14 protein-coding genes and 1 pseudogene are annotated in these 16,451 nt (G+C 63.6%); 9 read left to right on the forward strand and 6 right to left on the reverse strand.

Annotated features, from left to right (window positions below; all coding sequences use genetic code 11):
• Nucleotides 1–6: 6 nt before the first annotated feature.
• Nucleotides 7–576: a flavin reductase family protein gene (locus Q8L25_RS18945; RefSeq protein WP_308920851.1), complete on the forward strand. Its 570-nt coding sequence runs from the start codon at nt 7–9 to the stop codon at nt 574–576.
• Nucleotides 577–665: 89 nt separating this feature from the next.
• Nucleotides 666–2,876 (forward strand): OsmC domain/YcaO domain-containing protein, encoded by a 2,211-nt coding sequence (locus Q8L25_RS18950; RefSeq protein ID WP_308920852.1) that lies wholly within the window; start codon nt 666–668, stop codon nt 2,874–2,876.
• 110 nt (nt 2,877–2,986) lie between these two features.
• Here the strand turns inward: Q8L25_RS18950 and Q8L25_RS31760 are convergent.
• The 6 genes and pseudogenes from Q8L25_RS31760 to Q8L25_RS18980 all read right to left on the reverse strand — a co-directional run.
• A pseudogene (locus tag Q8L25_RS31760) lies at nt 2,987–3,538 on the reverse strand (hypothetical protein); the annotation flags it as partial.
• 3 nt (nt 3,539–3,541) lie between these two features.
• Nucleotides 3,542–3,898: a hypothetical protein gene (locus tag Q8L25_RS18960; RefSeq protein WP_308920854.1), complete on the reverse strand. Its 357-nt coding sequence runs from the start codon at nt 3,896–3,898 to the stop codon at nt 3,542–3,544.
• A 69-nt stretch (nt 3,899–3,967) separates the two neighbouring features.
• Nucleotides 3,968–4,879 (reverse strand): DUF2145 domain-containing protein, encoded by a 912-nt coding sequence (locus Q8L25_RS18965; RefSeq protein WP_374694184.1) that lies wholly within the window; start codon nt 4,877–4,879, stop codon nt 3,968–3,970.
• The gene (locus Q8L25_RS18970) at nt 4,876–5,331 is read right to left on the reverse strand and encodes a hypothetical protein (protein WP_374694317.1); all 456 of its coding nucleotides are present in this window, start codon (nt 5,329–5,331) and stop codon (nt 4,876–4,878) included. Before Q8L25_RS18970 ends, Q8L25_RS18965 begins: the two co-directional genes overlap by 4 nt.
• Before the next feature lie 73 nt (nt 5,332–5,404).
• A complete protein-coding gene (locus Q8L25_RS18975; RefSeq protein WP_308920855.1) occupies nt 5,405–6,253 on the reverse strand; it encodes an HDOD domain-containing protein in 849 nt (282 codons plus the stop codon).
• A gap of 30 nt (nt 6,254–6,283) precedes the next feature.
• Nucleotides 6,284–7,216 carry a LysR family transcriptional regulator gene (locus tag Q8L25_RS18980; protein WP_308920856.1) on the reverse strand — a complete coding sequence of 311 codons (933 nt, stop codon included), beginning with the start codon at nt 7,214–7,216 and terminating at the stop codon, nt 6,284–6,286.
• A 103-nt stretch (nt 7,217–7,319) separates the two neighbouring features.
• On the opposite strand from Q8L25_RS18980, the gene Q8L25_RS18985 reads away from it, so the two are divergent.
• The 7 genes from Q8L25_RS18985 (at nt 7,320) to Q8L25_RS19015 (ending at nt 16,421) form a co-directional block, all read left to right on the forward strand.
• Nucleotides 7,320–7,985, forward strand: a complete 666-nt coding sequence (locus Q8L25_RS18985; RefSeq protein ID WP_308920857.1) for an RraA family protein — start codon at nt 7,320–7,322, stop codon at nt 7,983–7,985.
• A gap of 32 nt (nt 7,986–8,017) precedes the next feature.
• Nucleotides 8,018–8,665, forward strand: a complete 648-nt coding sequence (locus Q8L25_RS18990) for a 4-carboxy-4-hydroxy-2-oxoadipate aldolase/oxaloacetate decarboxylase (RefSeq protein WP_308920858.1) — start codon at nt 8,018–8,020, stop codon at nt 8,663–8,665.
• A 36-nt stretch (nt 8,666–8,701) separates the two neighbouring features.
• On the forward strand, nt 8,702–10,069 hold the full coding sequence (locus Q8L25_RS18995) for an MFS transporter (protein WP_308920859.1): 1,368 nt from the start codon (nt 8,702–8,704) through the stop codon (nt 10,067–10,069).
• A 187-nt stretch (nt 10,070–10,256) separates the two neighbouring features.
• Nucleotides 10,257–13,442, forward strand: coding sequence for an efflux RND transporter permease subunit (locus Q8L25_RS19000; protein ID WP_308925757.1), 3,186 nt, complete (start codon nt 10,257–10,259; stop codon nt 13,440–13,442).
• Entirely contained in the window at nt 13,432–14,568 is a 1,137-nt protein-coding gene (locus tag Q8L25_RS19005) for an efflux RND transporter periplasmic adaptor subunit (protein ID WP_308920860.1), read from the forward strand. The genes Q8L25_RS19000 and Q8L25_RS19005 overlap by 11 nt, the downstream gene beginning before the upstream one ends.
• Nucleotides 14,569–14,724: 156 nt before the next feature.
• A complete protein-coding gene (locus tag Q8L25_RS19010) occupies nt 14,725–15,222 on the forward strand; it encodes a hypothetical protein (protein ID WP_308920861.1) in 498 nt (165 codons plus the stop codon).
• Nucleotides 15,223–15,335: 113 nt separating this feature from the next.
• Nucleotides 15,336–16,421 (forward strand): RDD family protein, encoded by a 1,086-nt coding sequence (locus tag Q8L25_RS19015; RefSeq protein ID WP_308920862.1) that lies wholly within the window; start codon nt 15,336–15,338, stop codon nt 16,419–16,421.
• The last annotated feature ends 30 nt before the right edge of the window (nt 16,422–16,451 follow it).

Here is a 16,451-nt window from a genome sequence, read left to right on the forward strand (position 1 = left end):
AACAGCATGCAAAGTTATCTCAAGGAAGTCCCGCTGGAAAAAGCCTACCGCCTGATCAACCACGGCCCGGCCGTGCTCGTCTCGGCCCGCCACGATGGCGTCGACGACGTGATGGCCGCGTCCTGGGCCTGCGCCCTCGATTTTGCGCCACCCAAGCTGACCGTGGTGCTGGACAAGGCCACCCGCACGCGCGCGCTGGTCGAAGCCAGCGGCATCTTCGTGATCCAGGTGCCGACCGCGGCGCAGTTGCAGCTCACGCATATCGTCGGCACCAACAGCCTGGCCGAGATGCCGGACAAGCTGGCGCGCGCCGGCGTGGAACTGTTTGATGTCGACGGCCATGATCAGCCCTTCGTGGCCGACTGCGCCGCCTGGCTGGCCTGCCGGCTGGTGCCGGAGCCGCACAACCAGACTGCCTACGACCTGTTTATCGGCGAGGTGGTCGGCGCCTGGGCCGATACGCGCGTGTTTCGCGACGGCCACTGGCATTTCCAGGACGCCGATCCGTCGCTGCGCAGCCTGCACTATATCGCCGGCGGGCAGTTTTATGCGATCGGCGAGTCGCTGACGGTGTAAGCGCGCCAAAAGTCAATCACCCATGCGGTATTCCAGGAAAGAAAGGATAATAGCGCCTAACTCTTTTCAAGCAAATATTGGATTACCCCATGGAAATTAAAGTCAACTTTCTCGACAAGCTGCGTCTCGAAGCCAAGTTCGATGATTTCACGGTCATCGCCGACCAGCCCATCCGCTACAAGGGCGATGGCTCGGCGCCTGGCCCCTTCGATTATTTTCTGGCGTCGTCGGCCTTGTGCGCAGCTTACTTCGTGAAGTTGTATTGTGATACACGCAATATTCCGACTGAACATATCCGCCTGTCGCAAAACAATATCGTCGATCCGGAAAACCGCTACCAGCAGATCTTCAAGATCCAGGTCGAGCTGCCGGCCGATATCTCGGCCAAGGACCGCCAGGGCATCCTGCGCTCGATCGACCGTTGCACCGTCAAGAAAGTGGTGCAGACCGGCCCCGAGTTCGTGATCGAGGAAGTCGAGAACCTGGACGCCGACGCCCAGGGCCTGCTGATGCTCAGTGGCGACGCGCAGGCGAGCACCTATATCGCCGGCAAGGACCTGCCGCTGGAGCAGACCATCGCCAATATGTCGGCCATCCTGGCCGGCCTGGGCATGAAGATCGAGATCGCTTCGTGGCGCAATATCGTGCCCAATGTGTGGTCGCTGCATATCCGCGACGCCCATTCGCCGATGTGCTTTACCAACGGCAAGGGCGCCACCAAGGAAAGCGCGCTGGCGTCGGCGCTTGGCGAATTCATCGAACGCATGAATTTCAACCATTTCTACGGCGGCGCTTACTGGGGCGAGGACATCGCCAACGCGCCCTTCGTCCATTATCCGGACGAGCGCTGGTTCAAGCCCGGCCGTAACGACAAGCTGCCGAAAGAGATCCTCGACAAGTACAGCCTCGCCATCTACAACCCCGACGGCGAATTGCGCGCCTCGCACCTGGTCGACACCAATTCCGGCAATGCCGAGCGCGGCATCTGCTCGCTGCCGTACGTGCGCCAGTCCGATGGCAAGGTGGTGTATTTCCCGTCCAACCTGATCGAGAACCTGTACGTCAGCAATGGCATGAGCGCCGGCAATACGCTGGCCGAGGCGCAAGTGCAATGCCTGTCCGAGATTTTCGAGCGCGCCGTCAAGCGCGAAATCCTCGAAGGCGAAATGGCCTTGCCGGACGTGCCGCAAGACGTGCTGGCGAAATACCCGGGCATCGTGGCCGGCATCCGTGGCCTGGAAGAGCAGGGCTTTCCGGTGCTGGTCAAGGACGCTTCGCTCGGTGGCGTGTATCCGGTGATGTGCGTGACCCTGATGAACCCGCGTACCGGCGGCGTGTTTGCGTCTTTCGGCGCGCACCCGAGCCTGGAAGTGGCGCTCGAGCGCAGCCTGACGGAATTGCTGCAGGGCCGCAGCTTCGAAGGCCTGAACGACCTGCCGCGCCCGACCTTTGCCAGCAACGCCGTCACCGAACCGAACAATTTCGTCGAGCACTTCATCGATTCCAGTGGCATCGTCTCTTGGCGCTTTTTCAGCGCCAAGGCCGACTACGATTTTGTCGAATGGGATTTTTCCGGCCACGGCGAAAACTCGAACGCCGAAGAAGCGGCCACCCTGTTCGGCATCCTGGCCGACCTGGGCAAGGACGCCTATATGGCCGTCTATGACAACCTGGGCGCGGCCGCCTGCCGCATCCTGGTGCCCGGTTATTCGGAAGTGTATCCGGTCGAAGACCTGGTCTGGGACAACACCAACAAGGCGCTGCTGTTCCGCGAGGACGTATTGAACCTGCACCGCCTCGACAATGACAGCTTGGAAGCGCTGCTCGACCGCTTGGAAAACAGCGAGCTCGACGAGTACGGCGATATCGCCACCCTGATCGGCGTCGAATTCGATGAAAACACGGTGTGGGGCCAGCTGACGACCCTGGAACTGAAGCTGCTGATCCAGCTGGCCTTGCAGAACTTTGACGAAGCGCAGGAACTGGTCGAAGCCTTCCTGCAATACAACGACAACACGGTCGAGCGCCGCCTGTTCTACCAGGCGCTGAACGTGGTGCTGGAAGTGGAACTCGATGACGAGCTGGAACTGGACGATTACGTCGTCAATTTCCGCCGCATGTTTGGCGACGCGCGCATGGACGCGGTGCTGGGTTCGGTGGACGGCAGCGTGCGCTTCCATGGATTGACGCCGACCAGCATGAAACTGGAAGGCCTGGACCGCCACCAGCGCCTGATCGACAGCTTCAAGAAACTGCATGTGGCGCGGGGCAAGGCGGCGGCGACTTCCGGCGAAGCCTGACCTTTCCATCGATGATGCGGGGGAGTTGCGCTATAAGGCGTGAAGCACTCGCGCATCGCCACGATGTCGTGATCGTGGAGCAAGTGGTGATGCCGCTCGTACAAGCTGGCCAAAGCAGGCTTGTTCAGGCTGACGACATCCATCCCCCGGTCGTCATAAGCGTGCGCAACAATCCCCTTGTTCGTGTTGAGCAGATAGACCCGGCAGCGCGGTCTTGGCCGCAATGGATACAGGTCCAAGGTGACGGCACACCACAGCAGGTTTTGCAGTTTGGCGGCAGGCACTTCAAAAGCACAGTGGATACATATGTCATCTTCGTCGCCGCTTTGCTCTTCCCTGTCAAGCCACACCTCTCGTTCCCTGGGTACAGCCACCCCTGCCAAGCAGAGCTCATTGAGCATGGTTCGCAAGCCGAAGACGGATGCCGGGGCATGGGCCATCAGGTGGACCAGAATGCATTCCTCTCCGGCAAAAACGTCATCGCAAACGATGGTTGCCTTGCGCAGCGCCACCAAAGCCATGTCCAGCTGACTGCCTCCCTCTGACAACGCGAAGCGTAGCCCACCCGGGAAGTGATAGAAGAGGGCATGCCGGTATTTGCCTCCAACAATTTCCTGGATTTTTATTTGGTGGTTCATGCTGAGTCGGCTGAGAGGTGCCATCTATTAGCCAGCAAGCAGCGAGTCTTGAGCTGCCGTTAAGGCTAAAGCGGATGCAATTTCGAAGCTTCCTTCGTTGGAATCAGTCTCGTGTGATCTTCCGTCTATGATGCGGACCAAGAGTCCATCAGTGGAGTATGTGCCAAATTTTGCATCAGGGCGAAACATTGCCTTAATACCTCGATAAACCGCTTCCTTGAATACATCAGGTATTTGCGCAGGTAAAACCTCCCACGAGATCGAAAACTCCGTTTGCGTCGCTTCAACAGCTACTATGATGTGACCATATCGATGTAAACCCCCGGCTTGCCGCACGATGCGGCCCTCCCCACGCAAGGGACTTTTGAGCTCAAATTTTTTCATCAATCGGAGGGCTCGGTGAAAATGGTTGGATCTTCAAGATGGAAGTGTGGTTCATCATATGTCTAGTGTTCAGTCCAGCACCACCACCCGGTCATTTTCCCCCGCCACACAGCCCTCGGCCACCGGCTCCCAGCCCTTGTGCACCACCACCTGCTTGCCGTCATGGCAGATTTCCACGCGCTCGCTGGCGGGTAGGCGCTGGCGCACCAAGGTTTCCAGGGTCGAGGGCAGGCTGACCTGCAGTTGCATGGTGTCGACGGCTTCCTGCGGGTGGTCGGACACATGCACCAGCGGCACGAAAATGGCTCCGAACATCAGCCAGCGCGAGGGGATGGTGACGGGGTCGGGGGTGTAGGGGGCGGTGCGCAGCCAGGCCTGGGCCCGTGCGCGCAGGTCGGCGCCGTCAGGCAGCTCGCCCCAGGCGGCGGCCAGCAGTTCGACCACCCATTGATTGCAGTTCTGGTATTGCAGGCCGTACGCATAGGCGTTGGCGCTGTAGCTGCCGGCCAGCAGATGCTGGACGCGGGCCGGGTCGAGCAGGGCGCGGCGCAGCGGCGGGACTGTCTCGGCAGGCAGGCGCACGATGGAGATATAGCCGAGCCGGGGGTTGTCGGTACCCATCGCAAAGCCGGCCGTGCCTTGATCAAAAATGCGCGGGCGGCCTTCGTCGCAGGCGTAATACAGCTGGCGCGCGGACCAGCCGGCGTCGCTGTCGTGGCGCCAGGCCAATGCGGCGTGGGAATAGCGGATGCCGAAGCGCGACAGATCCAGGCCCGAGCGGCTGATCAGCGCCACGCTGCCTTCGGTGGCGGCCAGTTCTTCGCGCACCACGGCGGCAAAGCGCAGCAGTTTGTCCTGTTCGGCAGCCGTCAGCTCCTGCGAGCGGTCGCAGAAGCGCGAGGACGACAAGGATCCGCCGGCATGGGCTGTACCTGCGGCAAGCAATAGCAGGGCTGGCGCCAGGAAGCGGCGCAGCTTCACATGCTGACCGGACGCGTACCCAGTTCGCCGTACCATTCGTCGGCCAGCACCAGGAAGAAGGCGGCGCGCGTGTCGTTGCGGGAAAATTCGATGCCGTAGGCGCGGTTTTGCGCATGCACCATGTCGCCTTGCGCCAGCTGCTGCTGCTCAAACGTCGCTTGCGGCAGGTCGAGCACCAGCGGTTGCTGTGCCGCTTCGGCCTGCATGGTCAAACGCGTCATGCCGGCGTGGCCCGGCGTGGCGGCGATATCGATGATGCGGTAGGGACCATTGTCGACGCGCTTGTCGGTTTTCGAGCTGTTGCTCGAACCGCTGAGCGAGTCCGACACACTGCCGCTCGACGCGGAGCCCGCGCTGGACGCCGAGGAGGCAAAGCTGTCGGCGTGGGCGTTGCAGGCCACGGTCAGTGCTGCGGCCAGGCCGAGCATGCGAAGTGAGATAGTCAAGGCAATATCCAGTGCTGATGATGCAATCGGGGGCTAGCCGGGTGTACCCCCGGCAACTTTCCCATCATAGCAGATCGGATCAGGCCAGCAAAACCGCGATCAGCTCTTTTGCCTCGTTTGACGGATTGTTGCGTAATTCCTGCAACACCGGGTCTTGTTCCAGGTAGTGCTGCAGCCGTTCGTTGAGGATGGCTGGCATCTGCGGCAGCGGCGAGGCGACCGGTGCGATGGCCTTGGCCAGCAGCAGGGTGTCGCGCAAGCCGCCCGGTGGCAGCAGCACGGTGGCGCCGGGCAAGGTGACGACCGCGTCGGCCACCTGGTTTGGGACGATCAGCTGGCGCATCAGCGCGCGGCCGACGATTTCCAGCACCGGCGCCATCTGCGTTTCCAGCTGCTGGTACAGGCCCGGCGCCTTGTCGGCTTCGGCCAGCAGGTACAGGCCGCCCACTTCGTGCACGATGCCGGCGAACAGGGCGGTGTCGGGGTCGACATGGGTGATGGTGCGGGCGATTTCATGCGCCAGCGCCGCCACGTGCACGCTGTGCGCCCATAGCTGCGAGGCCATGGCGCGCAGGGCCTGGTCCTTGATGCCGGTGTTCATCTGGCGGATCACGGCGGCGGTGGCCAGCGACAGCAGGTTGCGGTAGCCGAGGCGTTCGACGGCCGCGCGCACGCTGGTGACGGTGGGCGTGTGGCCATGGGCAAACATCACCGAGTTGGCCAGCGACACGGCGCGCGCCGACAGGCCCGGCTCGGACAACAGCAGGCGGTGGATGTCGGCCGCATGGCAATCGGGATTGCCCAGTTCCTGCTGCAAACGCAGGGCCGTATTGACATTGGTGGGAAAGGCGAGCGTCTCGCTGTGGGCGCGGGCCAGGAGTTGCGACAGGCTGCTGAGGGTATCGGCTTGCATGGATGGTGTGGTCAAGAGAATCATTGCTTGAAAAGGATGGTTCTATTATCGGTCAATTTTGCCGGCTGTGTCGTATCGCAAGTCATCTGGCGCGCCGCCGGCCAGTATCGCCAGGAACGCCGCCACCAGCCGGCTTTTCTCGTCGGCCCGTGTGACGGCCACCACGGTGGTGCTGGCGGCAATATCCGTCACCGGCAGGAACACCACATCGGTGCGGTTGTTCTCGGCGATCGAGCGCGCCACCAGGGTCGCGCCGAGGCCGGCGGCCACCAGCGACAGGGCCGTGTAGATTTCCACCGCCGAATACGCCACGGCAGGCTCGGCCCCGGCCGCCTTGAGCGCGCCGACGATCTGCTGGCCGAAGGGGCTGATCGGGTCCTTCGGATACAGGATGAAGGGAACCGCCGCGAGTTGGGCCGCGCTGACCGACGCCTGGCCGGCCAGCGGATGGTGGATCGGCAGGGCGGCCACCAGCGGATCGTCGAGCGCCAGCGCGTGGCACAGGTCGGGCGGCGCTTCGAACGGGCCGATAAAGCGCGACAGGCCGATATCGATGCGGCCCTGGCGCAGCTGCGCCGGCTGGTATTCCGACAACGCTTCCACCAGGTCCAGCTGCACCTGCGGCCAGGCGGCGCGAAATTGCCGTATCGCCCTGGGCAGCACGGAAAACGTCGCCGAACGGGTAAACGCGATACCCAGCCAGCCGTGGCTGCCGCTGGCGATGCCCTTGGCTTCATCGTCGAGGCGGGCCGCCTGCAACAGCAATTCCTTGGCGCGTGGATAGAAAAACCGGCCCAGCGCGGTCGGCTCCATCGGCCGGCGCGAGCGGTCGAACAGCTCGCCGCCAAGGTGGGCTTCCAGCTGGCTGAGCTGCATGCTGATGGCGGTCGGCGCCACGTGCAGGCGCTCGGCCGCATGCGCGGCGCTGCCCGCTTCCACCACTTCGCAAAAATAGCGTATCTGCCTGAGGTTGGTCATAAGTTCAATTTAATTGATCCAAGAGTCAATAATCGATGTTTGGTATTGAATTCACTTTATATGAAACTGGGCTTCACGACAACAAGATCGATGGAGACGTTGTATGAAACAAGATCAATTCGCCCAGGCCCGTGGCCTGAGCAGCGCGGAGGTATCGGACGCGCTCGACTATTTCGGCCTGCCTGGCAGCGCCGTGGGCGTCCGTCCGGTGGCCGGTCCGCGCAAGCTGTTCGGCCCCGCCTTCACGGTGCGTTTCGGCCCGGTCGACACCAGCCAGCCGGGTACCGTTGGCGATTACCTCGATGAGATGCCGGCCGGCAGCGTTGCCGTGCTCGACAATGCCGGCCGCCCGGACTGCACCGTATGGGGCGGCATCATGAGCCAGCTGGCGGCGCACCGCGCCATCGCCGGCACGGTGGTCAATGGCGTGTGCCGCGATACGCAGGAAGCCGATGCGGCGGGCTACCCGCTGTTTGCGCTGGGGCGCTTCATGCGCACCGGCAAAGATCGCGTGCAGGTCGATGCCGTGGGCGGCGCCGTGTCCGTGGCCGGCGTGCGCGTCTCGCCCGGCGACATCGTCGTGGCCGACCAGGACGGCGTGGTGTTCGTGCCGGCGGGCAGGGCGGCCGAGGTGTTCGAGCGGGCCCTGATCATGCAGGCGGTCGAAGCGCGCATCGTTGCCGCCGCGCTGGACGGCATGCCGCTGGCGCAGGCGCGCCGTGAATTCGGCTACCACACCCTGCAGCGCAAACCCGCGCAAAACGCCTGACTCCTTTTACTTTCAACCACAGGACTACCATCATGGACCAAGCAGTTTCCATCGCGACCTTGCACGCCCTGCGCCAGCTGGGCGCGGCCACCGTGCACGAAGCACAGGGCGGCAAGGGTGCGCTCGACAGCGGCATCAAGCCGATCGCTTCCCACATGCGCCTGGCCGGGCCGGCCTTTACGGTCGACACGCGTCCGGCCGATAATCTGATGTTGCACTACGCCATGCTCAAGGCCCGGCCCGGCGATGTGCTGGTGGTCGACGCCAAGGGCTTCCTGGAAGCGGGCGTCTGGGGCGACGTGTTTACCGAGCAAGCCCAGCGCATCGGCCTGGCCGGCCTGGTGATCCACGGCGCCGTGCGCGACGCGGCCGCCATGACGGAGGCGGGCTTTCCCGTGTTCAGTCGCGGCCTGTCGATCAAGGGCACCGGCAAGCACCAGCCGGGGCGCATCAATGTGACGGTCACGATCGGCGACGTCAGCATCAACCCGGGCGACATCATCATCGGCGACCAGGATGGAGTGGTGGTGGTGCGGCGCGACGAGGTGGACGAGGTGCTGGCGAAAAGCCGGCAGCGCGAAGAAAAAGAGGCGCATTTCCGCCAGCAGATCCGAAACGGCGCGACGACCGTGGAACTGCTGGGACTGGAAGAGACGCTGCGCCGGCTGGAACTCGATTAATTCCGCCAATAACTAGAAAAACCAGGAGACACCCTCATGCATACCACCACTACCGCCGCGCCCGCAGTATCGCCGGCTGCGGCGCCGGCCACCGTGCGCCCCACGCGCTACCGCTGGATCGTTGCCGCGCTGTTCTTTATCGTCTACACCATCGCCGCCGCCGACCGCGCCAACCTGGGCGTGGTGCTGCCGTTCCTGCGCCAGGAATTTGAAATGAGCAATACCGATGCGGGTGGCCTGGTCAGCCTGTTCCTGATCGCCTATGCCCTGGCGCAACTGCCGTCCGCCTGGCTGCTGTCGAAGTTCGGCGTGCGCAAGGTGTTTACCATTTCCATGATTCTGACCTCGATCGCCACCGGGTTGACGGGCCTGGTGGGCTCGTTGCTGTCGCTGAAGCTGTGCCGCATCGGCCTGGGCCTGGCGGAAGGACCGCTGCCGATTGGCGTGACGACCACCATCAACCACTGGTTTCCCTCGCGCGAAAAAGGCACGGCCTCGGGCATTTTCCTGTCCTCGGTGAAATTCGGCCCCGTGATCACGCCGATCCTGGGCGCGGCGATTATTGCCGCCTGGGGCTGGCGCGAAGTGTTCATCTGGTTTTCCGTGCCCGGCATCGTGCTGGCCATCGTCTGGTATTTTCTGGTCGCCAACAAGCCGGCCGAGAGCCGCTACGTTAACCAGGCGGAGCTGGCCACCATCGAGGAAAAGACGGTGGATGGCCGCATTACCAGCGAGGCGGCCACCTCGAAACCGATGCCCTGGCTCGACAAGCTGATCCGCGTGCGCAAGGTGCCGACCGTCACCACCAGCCGTGGCGTGTTCAAGTCCTGGAACATTATCGGCTGCTCGCTCGGCTACTGTTGCCAGCTCGGCATTTCCAGCGTGCTGCTGGCCTGGATACCGACTTATCTGCTGACCGTCAAACAGTTTTCCATCATGAACATGGGCATGGTGGCGGCCGCGCCGTGGGTGGGTGCCGTGTTCGGCAATATCCTGGGCGGCCTGCTGGCCGACCGCGTGCTCGACAAGCGCCGCAAACCGGGCATGCTGATCTCGGCCCTGTCGACCGCCGTCATGATGTATCTGCTGATCCATGCGCCGGCCGATCCGCTGCAATACGGCGCGCTGCTGTTCCTGACGGGCGTGCTGCTGAGCATCGGTTTCTCGGCCTATATGGTCTATCCGATGCAGTTCGTGTCGAAAGAAAAATTCCCGGTCGCCAATGCGGTGGTGAATATGGGTGGCCAGCTGGGTGGCGCGGCCACGCCTTGGATCGTCGGCATGCTGCTCGACCATTATGGCTGGGACTATGTGTTTGCCTTTATGGCGGCGATATCCTGTTTGACGTTCATGGTGGTGCTGACGATCGCCGAGCCCTTGAATCTGCGGCAGAAAGCCGCATGATTCCTCATATTCATTAGCCATACTAATAAGATCATCCCGACATGAGTATCTAGTCGGCGGCCGCCATCCATCCTACAGTAGGGGCATCGGGGAAACCTCCCCACCCATACGGATGGCGGCCATGGCGAGCGGCAACAGCCCCGCACAGCAAGCTGGCGCCTCCGATTCCACCAGGAGTCCACCAGTGCTGATCGATGCAGTCCGCCTTGCCTTGCGGCGCCCCTATACCTTTGTCGTGATGGCGCTGGTGATCCTCATCATCGGCCCGCTGGCCGCCTTGCGCACGCCGACCGATATCTTTCCCGAGATCCGCATGCCCGTCATCGCGGTGGCCTGGCAATATACGGGCTTGCCGCCGGACCAGATGGCGGGGCGCATTTCCACCTTGTACCAGCGCATCCTGACCACCGCCGTCAACGATATCGAGCATATCGAAGCCAATACCTATCCCGGCATCAGCGTGGTCAAAATCTTTTTCCAGCCGGGCGTGAATATTGCGGTGGCCAATGCGCAGGTGACGGCCGTGTCGCAGGTGGCCTTGCGCCAGATGCCGGCCGGCATTACACCACCATTGATCCTCAATTACAACGCGGCCACCGTGCCGATTTTGCAACTGGCGCTGTCGGGCGCGGGCCTGTCGGAACAGAGTCTGTTTGACCTGGGCATGAACACCGTGCGCACGCCGCTGACCACGGTGCCGGGCGCGGCGATTCCTCTGCCTTATGGCGGCAAGCAGCGCCAGGTGCAGATCGACGTGAAACCCGACGCCTTGCAGGCGCGCGGCCTGTCGGCGCAGGATATCGCGGCCGCGCTGGCCGCGCAGAACGTGCTGGTGCCGGTCGGCACGCAAAAGATCGGTGCGCTCGAATACACGGTGCAGCTGAACAGCGCACCGTCGGCCATCGAGGAGCTGGGCCGGTTGCCCGTGAAAGTGGTCAATGGCGCCACGGTTTATTTGCGCGACGTGGCCGATGTGCATGACGGCAATGCGCCGCAGACGAATATCGTGCATGTGGACGGCAGCCGCTCGGTGCTGATGTCGGTATTGAAAAACGGTTCGGCGTCCACGCTGGCCATCGTCGATGGCGTGCGCGCCAAACTTGCCGAGCTGCAGCCGTCGTGGCCGGCCGCCCTGAAAGTCACGCCCATCAACGACCAGTCGCTGTTCGTGCGCGCCGCCATCAAGGGCGTGGCGCTGGAAGGGGCGATCGCGGCCGCGCTGACCAGCATCATGATCCTGCTGTTCCTGGGCAGCTGGCGTTCCACCGTCATTATCGCCGTCTCGATTCCGCTGTCCATCCTCGGCTCCATCATGGCGCTGGCCGCGTTCGGCGAAACCTTGAACCTGATGACCCTGGGCGGGCTGGCGCTGGCGGTCGGCATCCTGGTCGACGACGCCACCGTCACGATTGAAAACATCAACTGGCACCTGGAACAGGGCAAGGAAGTGGAAACCGCCATCCTCGACGGCGCGCGGCAGATCGTCACGCCGGCGCTGGTGTCGCTGCTGTGCATCTGCATCGTGTTCATTCCCATGTTTTTCCTCGAAGGCGTGTCGCGCTTTTTGTTCGTGCCGATGGCCGAGGCGGTGATGTTCGCCATGATCTGTTCGTTCATCCTGTCGCGCACCCTGGTGCCGACCATGGCCAATTATTTGCTGCACAAGCATGCCCATGCCGATGCGCCGCTGGCTGCCACGCGCAACCCGCTGCTGCGTTTTCAACGCGGCTTCGAGGCCCGTTTCGAGCGCCTGCGCGCCGGCTACGCCAGCATGCTGGCCGCGGCGGTCGCCGGGCGCAAACTGTTTATCGTGGCTTTCCTGGTGGTGGTGGCGCTGTCGTTCACGCTGCTGCTTTTTATTGGCAGTAACTTTTTCCCTGCCGTCGACTCGGGCCAGCTCCTGATGCATGCGCGCGTGCCGATCGGTTCGCGGGTGGAAGAAACGGCCGCCAGGTTTGCCCGTATCGAGCAGGCCGTGCGGCGCGTGATCCCGGCGGCCGAGATCACCACCCTGGTCGACAATATCGGCCTGCCGCCCAGTAGCATCAATCTGACCTATAACAATACGGGCGTGATGCGCACGCATGACGGCGACTTCCAGATTGCCCTGCGCGAAGGCCACCGGCCGACGGCCGATTATGTGCGCCAGTTGCGCGAAGTGCTGCCGCGCGAGTTTCCGGACACCACGTTTTCCTTTCCGCCGGCCGATATCGTCAGCCAGATCCTGAACTTCGGCGCGCCGGCGCCGATCGACGTGCAGATACGGGGCCGCGATACCGAGGCCAATTTTGCCTACGCGCAGCTGTTGCTCAAGCGCCTGCGCGCGATTCCCGGAGTGGCCGACGCGCGCATCCAGCAATCGATCAAGGCGCCGGTGCTCAATGTCGCCGTCGATCGCACCCAGGCCCAGTTGCTGGGGCTGACCACGCGCGACGTGACCAACAGCCTGGTGGTCAACCTGGCCGGTAGCAGCCAGGTGGCGCCCACCTATTGGCTCAACCCTGCCAACGGCGTCAGCTATCCGATCGTGATGCAGACGCCGCAGCACCGGCTCGACAGCCTGGCGGCGCTGTCGAACCTGCCGGTGGGCAATGGCGCCAACGCCAGCGCCGCCACCCTGGGCGCGCTGGCCACCTTCGAGCGCAGCGCCGGCAGCGCGCTGATCAGCCAGTACGATGTGCAGGGCATGGTGCAGATCCATGCAGCCACGCAAGACCGCGACCTGGGCGCCGTCGCCAACGCTATCCGGCGCGTGCTGGCCGACACCGCCGCGCAGGCGCCGAAGGGCGCAAGCGTGCAACTGCTGGGCCAGGCCCACACCATGGACCGCGCGTTTTCGGGCCTGCTGTATGGCTTGCTGGGCGCGGTGCTGCTGATTTACCTGCTGCTGGTGGTCAACTTCCAGTCCTGGCTGGACCCGGCCGTCATCGTCTCCGGCTTGCCCGCCGCGCTGGCCGGCATTGTCTGGATGCTGTTTGCCACCCAGACCACCTTGTCGGTGCCGGCCCTGACAGGCGCCATCATGTGCATGGGCGTGGCGACGGCCAACAGCGTGCTGGTGATCAGCTTTGCCCGCGAGCGTTTTGCCGAGCTGGGCGACGCCACGCAGGCGGCGCTGGACGCGGGCCATGTGCGTTTCCGCCCGGTGCTGATGACGGCGCTGGCCATGATACTGGGCATGCTGCCGATGGCGCTGGGCCTGGGCGAGGGCGGCGAGCAGAACGCGCCGCTGGGCCGGGCCGTGATCGGCGGCCTGCTGTTCGCCACCGTCGCCACCCTGGTCTTCGTTCCCGTCGTTTTCAGCCTGGCGCATCACAAGAAATCGCGCGCCGCCGCGTCCACCCCTACCGGAGTTCCTCTTCATGCACACTGATTTTTTCCGCTCGCGCAACAAGTTGCTGGGCCTGGCCTTGACGGCGATTGCCGCCGCCATCGTGATTGCCGGCCTGGCCAGCCGGCGCTCGCAGGCCGAAGTGATCGCCGACCGCGCGGCGGCCAACCGCGTGCCCAGTGTGGTGCTGGTGTCGGCGGCCAGGCTGGAACGCGCGCCGCTGGCGCTGCCGGCCCGCCTGGAAGCCTGGGCCAGCGCGCCCATCCATGCCCGCGTCGACGGCTATCTGCGCGACTGGTCGGCCGATATCGGCACCCACGTCAAGGCCGGCCAGCAACTGGCGCGCATCGATACGCCCGAGCTGGACCAGCAACTGCTGCAGGCGCAGGCCGAACTGGCCAGCGCGCGCAGCACCCTGGCCTTGTCCGCCAGCACCGCCAAGCGCTGGCGCGAACTGCGTGCCATCGACGCCGTGTCGCAGCAGGAAACCGATGAAAAGCTCGGTGATCTTTCAGCGCGGCAATCGGCCGTGGCCGCCTTGCAGGCCAGCATGGAGCGGGTGCAGGCCCTGAAACGCTACGCGCGCCTGGTGGCGCCGTTCGACGGCGTGGTCACCGCGCGCAATACCGACACCGGCGCCCTGGTCAGTGCCGGCGGCGCCGCGGGCAATGCCTTGTTCGTGGTGGCCGACGTGCGCCGTTTGCGCGTGTATGTGAACGTGCCGCAGCGCCAGGTGGCGCAGGTGGCGCCCGGTGCCCAGGCGCAACTGGCCGTGCCCGAGCGGCCCGGGCAAACCTATGCCGCCACCGTGCTGTCGCTGTCGCAGGCCATCGACGCCGGCTCGGGCGCCATGCTGGTGCAGCTGGCGGTCGATAACAATCAAGGCGAACTGCTGGCGGGCGGCTTTGCCACCGTCAGCTTTGCGGGCGCGGCGGCAGGGAAGGGCATCAGCGTGCCGCCCGGTGCGCTGATATTCGGCAAGGATGGCGTGCGCGTGGCCACCGTCACGGCGAACAACACCGTGCGCCTGAAAAAGGTCAGCATCGCGCGCGACTTCGGCAATGTGGTGGAGCTGGCCGGTGGCATCGATGGCCTGGAAAAGATCATCGACAGCCCGCCTGATGGCCTGCTCGATGGCGATATGGTGAAGGTTGCCACGGCCAGGTAAGCCTTGAATTTGCGGCAGAAGACGGTTAATTGAAATAAAGCCTGTCCGTTAGTTTTGGAGAGAAATACCAGGCAGGGCTTTGATATGATCGCCCGCTCACGCCAAGGCCCCAGCCCCTGCATGGCCCGGCCATTGCCATTGATTGGAAAACTGCCGATGACTCCCTTGTTTCGCGCCTTCGGCATGCTGGCCCTGACTGCGCTCTGTGCTTGCGCCGAGGAACGGCACCCGCTCGACCTCCACCTGGAGCAGTTGCGTCCCGACACAGTCGCAACGCTGCCCGACATGGGATGGCCGCCGGGCACCTTGCTGTGCCCCATGACACCTTACCAGAGTGAGTTGCGCGGTGTCGAGCCGCCTGCCGATAGAGTCAACGCATTCCTGGCGAGAAAGAAATTCCGCGGTGAAGAAGGGCTCTGGTCGCTGATGGTGGTCAGACCGGCGACGGATGGTGACGCCGGTATCGAGCATTTGCTGTTCAAGCGCGCAAAGAATTTTGACGTCATCAACGACCCGGAACTGCTCGCCCGCGATGCCGGAACACCGCCTGCGGGGTTTACCATGAAAACTTGCGTGCCGGTGGAGCAGGCGCGCGTGCTGGCCGTGCGCGAGCAAAGAAGCCATCGCATCCTGGTGGTTTTTGGCACGCAGTAGGCGCCGCCTGACGATGACGCAACGCCAGCTTGCCGAGCTGGCGGCACTTCCCCGTTTGCCAGTTAATTGTTATATTGCAACATTGACGAACATGGCATACAGACGGGAACGCAATGGACACACCGGATTACAGCAAACACAGCGCCGAGCAACTGCGGCAGATATTGGGCCGTATCGATGCGGCTCGTTACCCGGAGCGGGTGGCCGAGATCGAGGCGCGGCTGGCCGCACTGGCCGCGGCGCCAGCGACGCTGGAGGCGAGCAAGGCGCAGCCCACGGCAAATGCCATCCTGGGGCGCAGGATACTGGCGTTCATTGTCGATACGATATTGCTGGGTGTGATCGGCGCGGTGGCCGGCGCCTTGTTGCATGCACAGTTTGCCGCGCTGGGCCCGTGGGGACGGCTGGTGGGATTTGTCGTTGCCTTGCTTTATTTTGGCCTGCTGCAGAGCAATCTGCGGGGCGGCCAGTCGGTCGGCATGCACCTGCTGGGGGTGCGCGTGGTGACACGCACGGGCGAACCGCTCGGCATGCTCGCCGCATTCATACGCGCGGGCATTTTTTGCCTGGCCTATTTCCTGAACGGCGCCGTCATCGACTCCGGCCAGGCCTGGATGGATACGGCCGTGTTCATGCTGGTCGCCTCGCTGACTTTCGCCATCTATTATTTGCTGCTGTTCAACCGGCGCACGGGCCAGTCCCTGCACGACCTGGCCGTTGGCGCCTACGTGGTGAGTGCCGGACCGGGCAAGATACTGCCGGCCAGCACGCAGATCTGGCGCGGCCATGGGGCGGTGATCGCCGCGGCGGTGCTGTGCGTCTGTGTCGGCACGACCATGTTTCTCAAGCACACACAGCTTGGCGGCACGCTGGCCGGCATGCTGTCGGTACAGCAGACGATCGGCAGGATGCCCGGCGTCGACCGTGTCGGCGTCAGCCTTCAAACCGTCAAATCGAAGGACAAGGAAACGCATCGCCTGATCGTCAGCGCGGTGGTCGATGCCGCCACGCCGGAGCCGCAAATGCTGGCGCCGCGCATCGCCCTGGCGACCTTGGAAAATTATACCGATGCCGACAAGCAGGATCAGCTGATCGTGGTGCTGTTGTCCGGCTATGACATCGGTATCGCGTCGTCGATGCAGGTGACGAATTATGCCTACACGCCGGAAGAATGGCGGGCGCAGCAGGAAAAGCGGTAAAGTAGGCGGCTTCACCTGAACCATGAAAGC

The organism is Janthinobacterium sp. J1-1, from assembly GCF_030944405.1.
GTDB lineage: Bacteria > Pseudomonadota > Gammaproteobacteria > Burkholderiales > Burkholderiaceae_D > Janthinobacterium.

Excerpts from the sequence above, each read along its gene's own strand:
- Q8L25_RS18945 (WP_308920851.1), top strand. The coding sequence starts at position 7 with ATGCAAAGTTATCTCAAGGAAGTCCCGCTGGAAAAAGCCTACCGCCTG.
- Q8L25_RS18950 (WP_308920852.1), top strand. The coding sequence starts at position 666 with ATGGAAATTAAAGTCAACTTTCTCGACAAGCTGCGTCTCGAAGCCAAG.
- Q8L25_RS18960 (WP_308920854.1), bottom strand. The coding sequence starts at position 3,898 with ATGAAAAAATTTGAGCTCAAAAGTCCCTTGCGTGGGGAGGGCCGCATC.
- Q8L25_RS18980 (WP_308920856.1), bottom strand. The coding sequence starts at position 7,216 with ATGACCAACCTCAGGCAGATACGCTATTTTTGCGAAGTGGTGGAAGCG.
- Q8L25_RS18985 (WP_308920857.1), top strand. The coding sequence starts at position 7,320 with ATGAAACAAGATCAATTCGCCCAGGCCCGTGGCCTGAGCAGCGCGGAG.
- Q8L25_RS18990 (WP_308920858.1), top strand. The coding sequence starts at position 8,018 with ATGGACCAAGCAGTTTCCATCGCGACCTTGCACGCCCTGCGCCAGCTG.
- Q8L25_RS18995 (WP_308920859.1), top strand. The coding sequence starts at position 8,702 with ATGCATACCACCACTACCGCCGCGCCCGCAGTATCGCCGGCTGCGGCG.
- Q8L25_RS19005 (WP_308920860.1), top strand. The coding sequence starts at position 13,432 with ATGCACACTGATTTTTTCCGCTCGCGCAACAAGTTGCTGGGCCTGGCC.
- Q8L25_RS19010 (WP_308920861.1), top strand. The coding sequence starts at position 14,725 with ATGACTCCCTTGTTTCGCGCCTTCGGCATGCTGGCCCTGACTGCGCTC.
- Q8L25_RS19015 (WP_308920862.1), top strand. The coding sequence starts at position 15,336 with ATGGACACACCGGATTACAGCAAACACAGCGCCGAGCAACTGCGGCAG.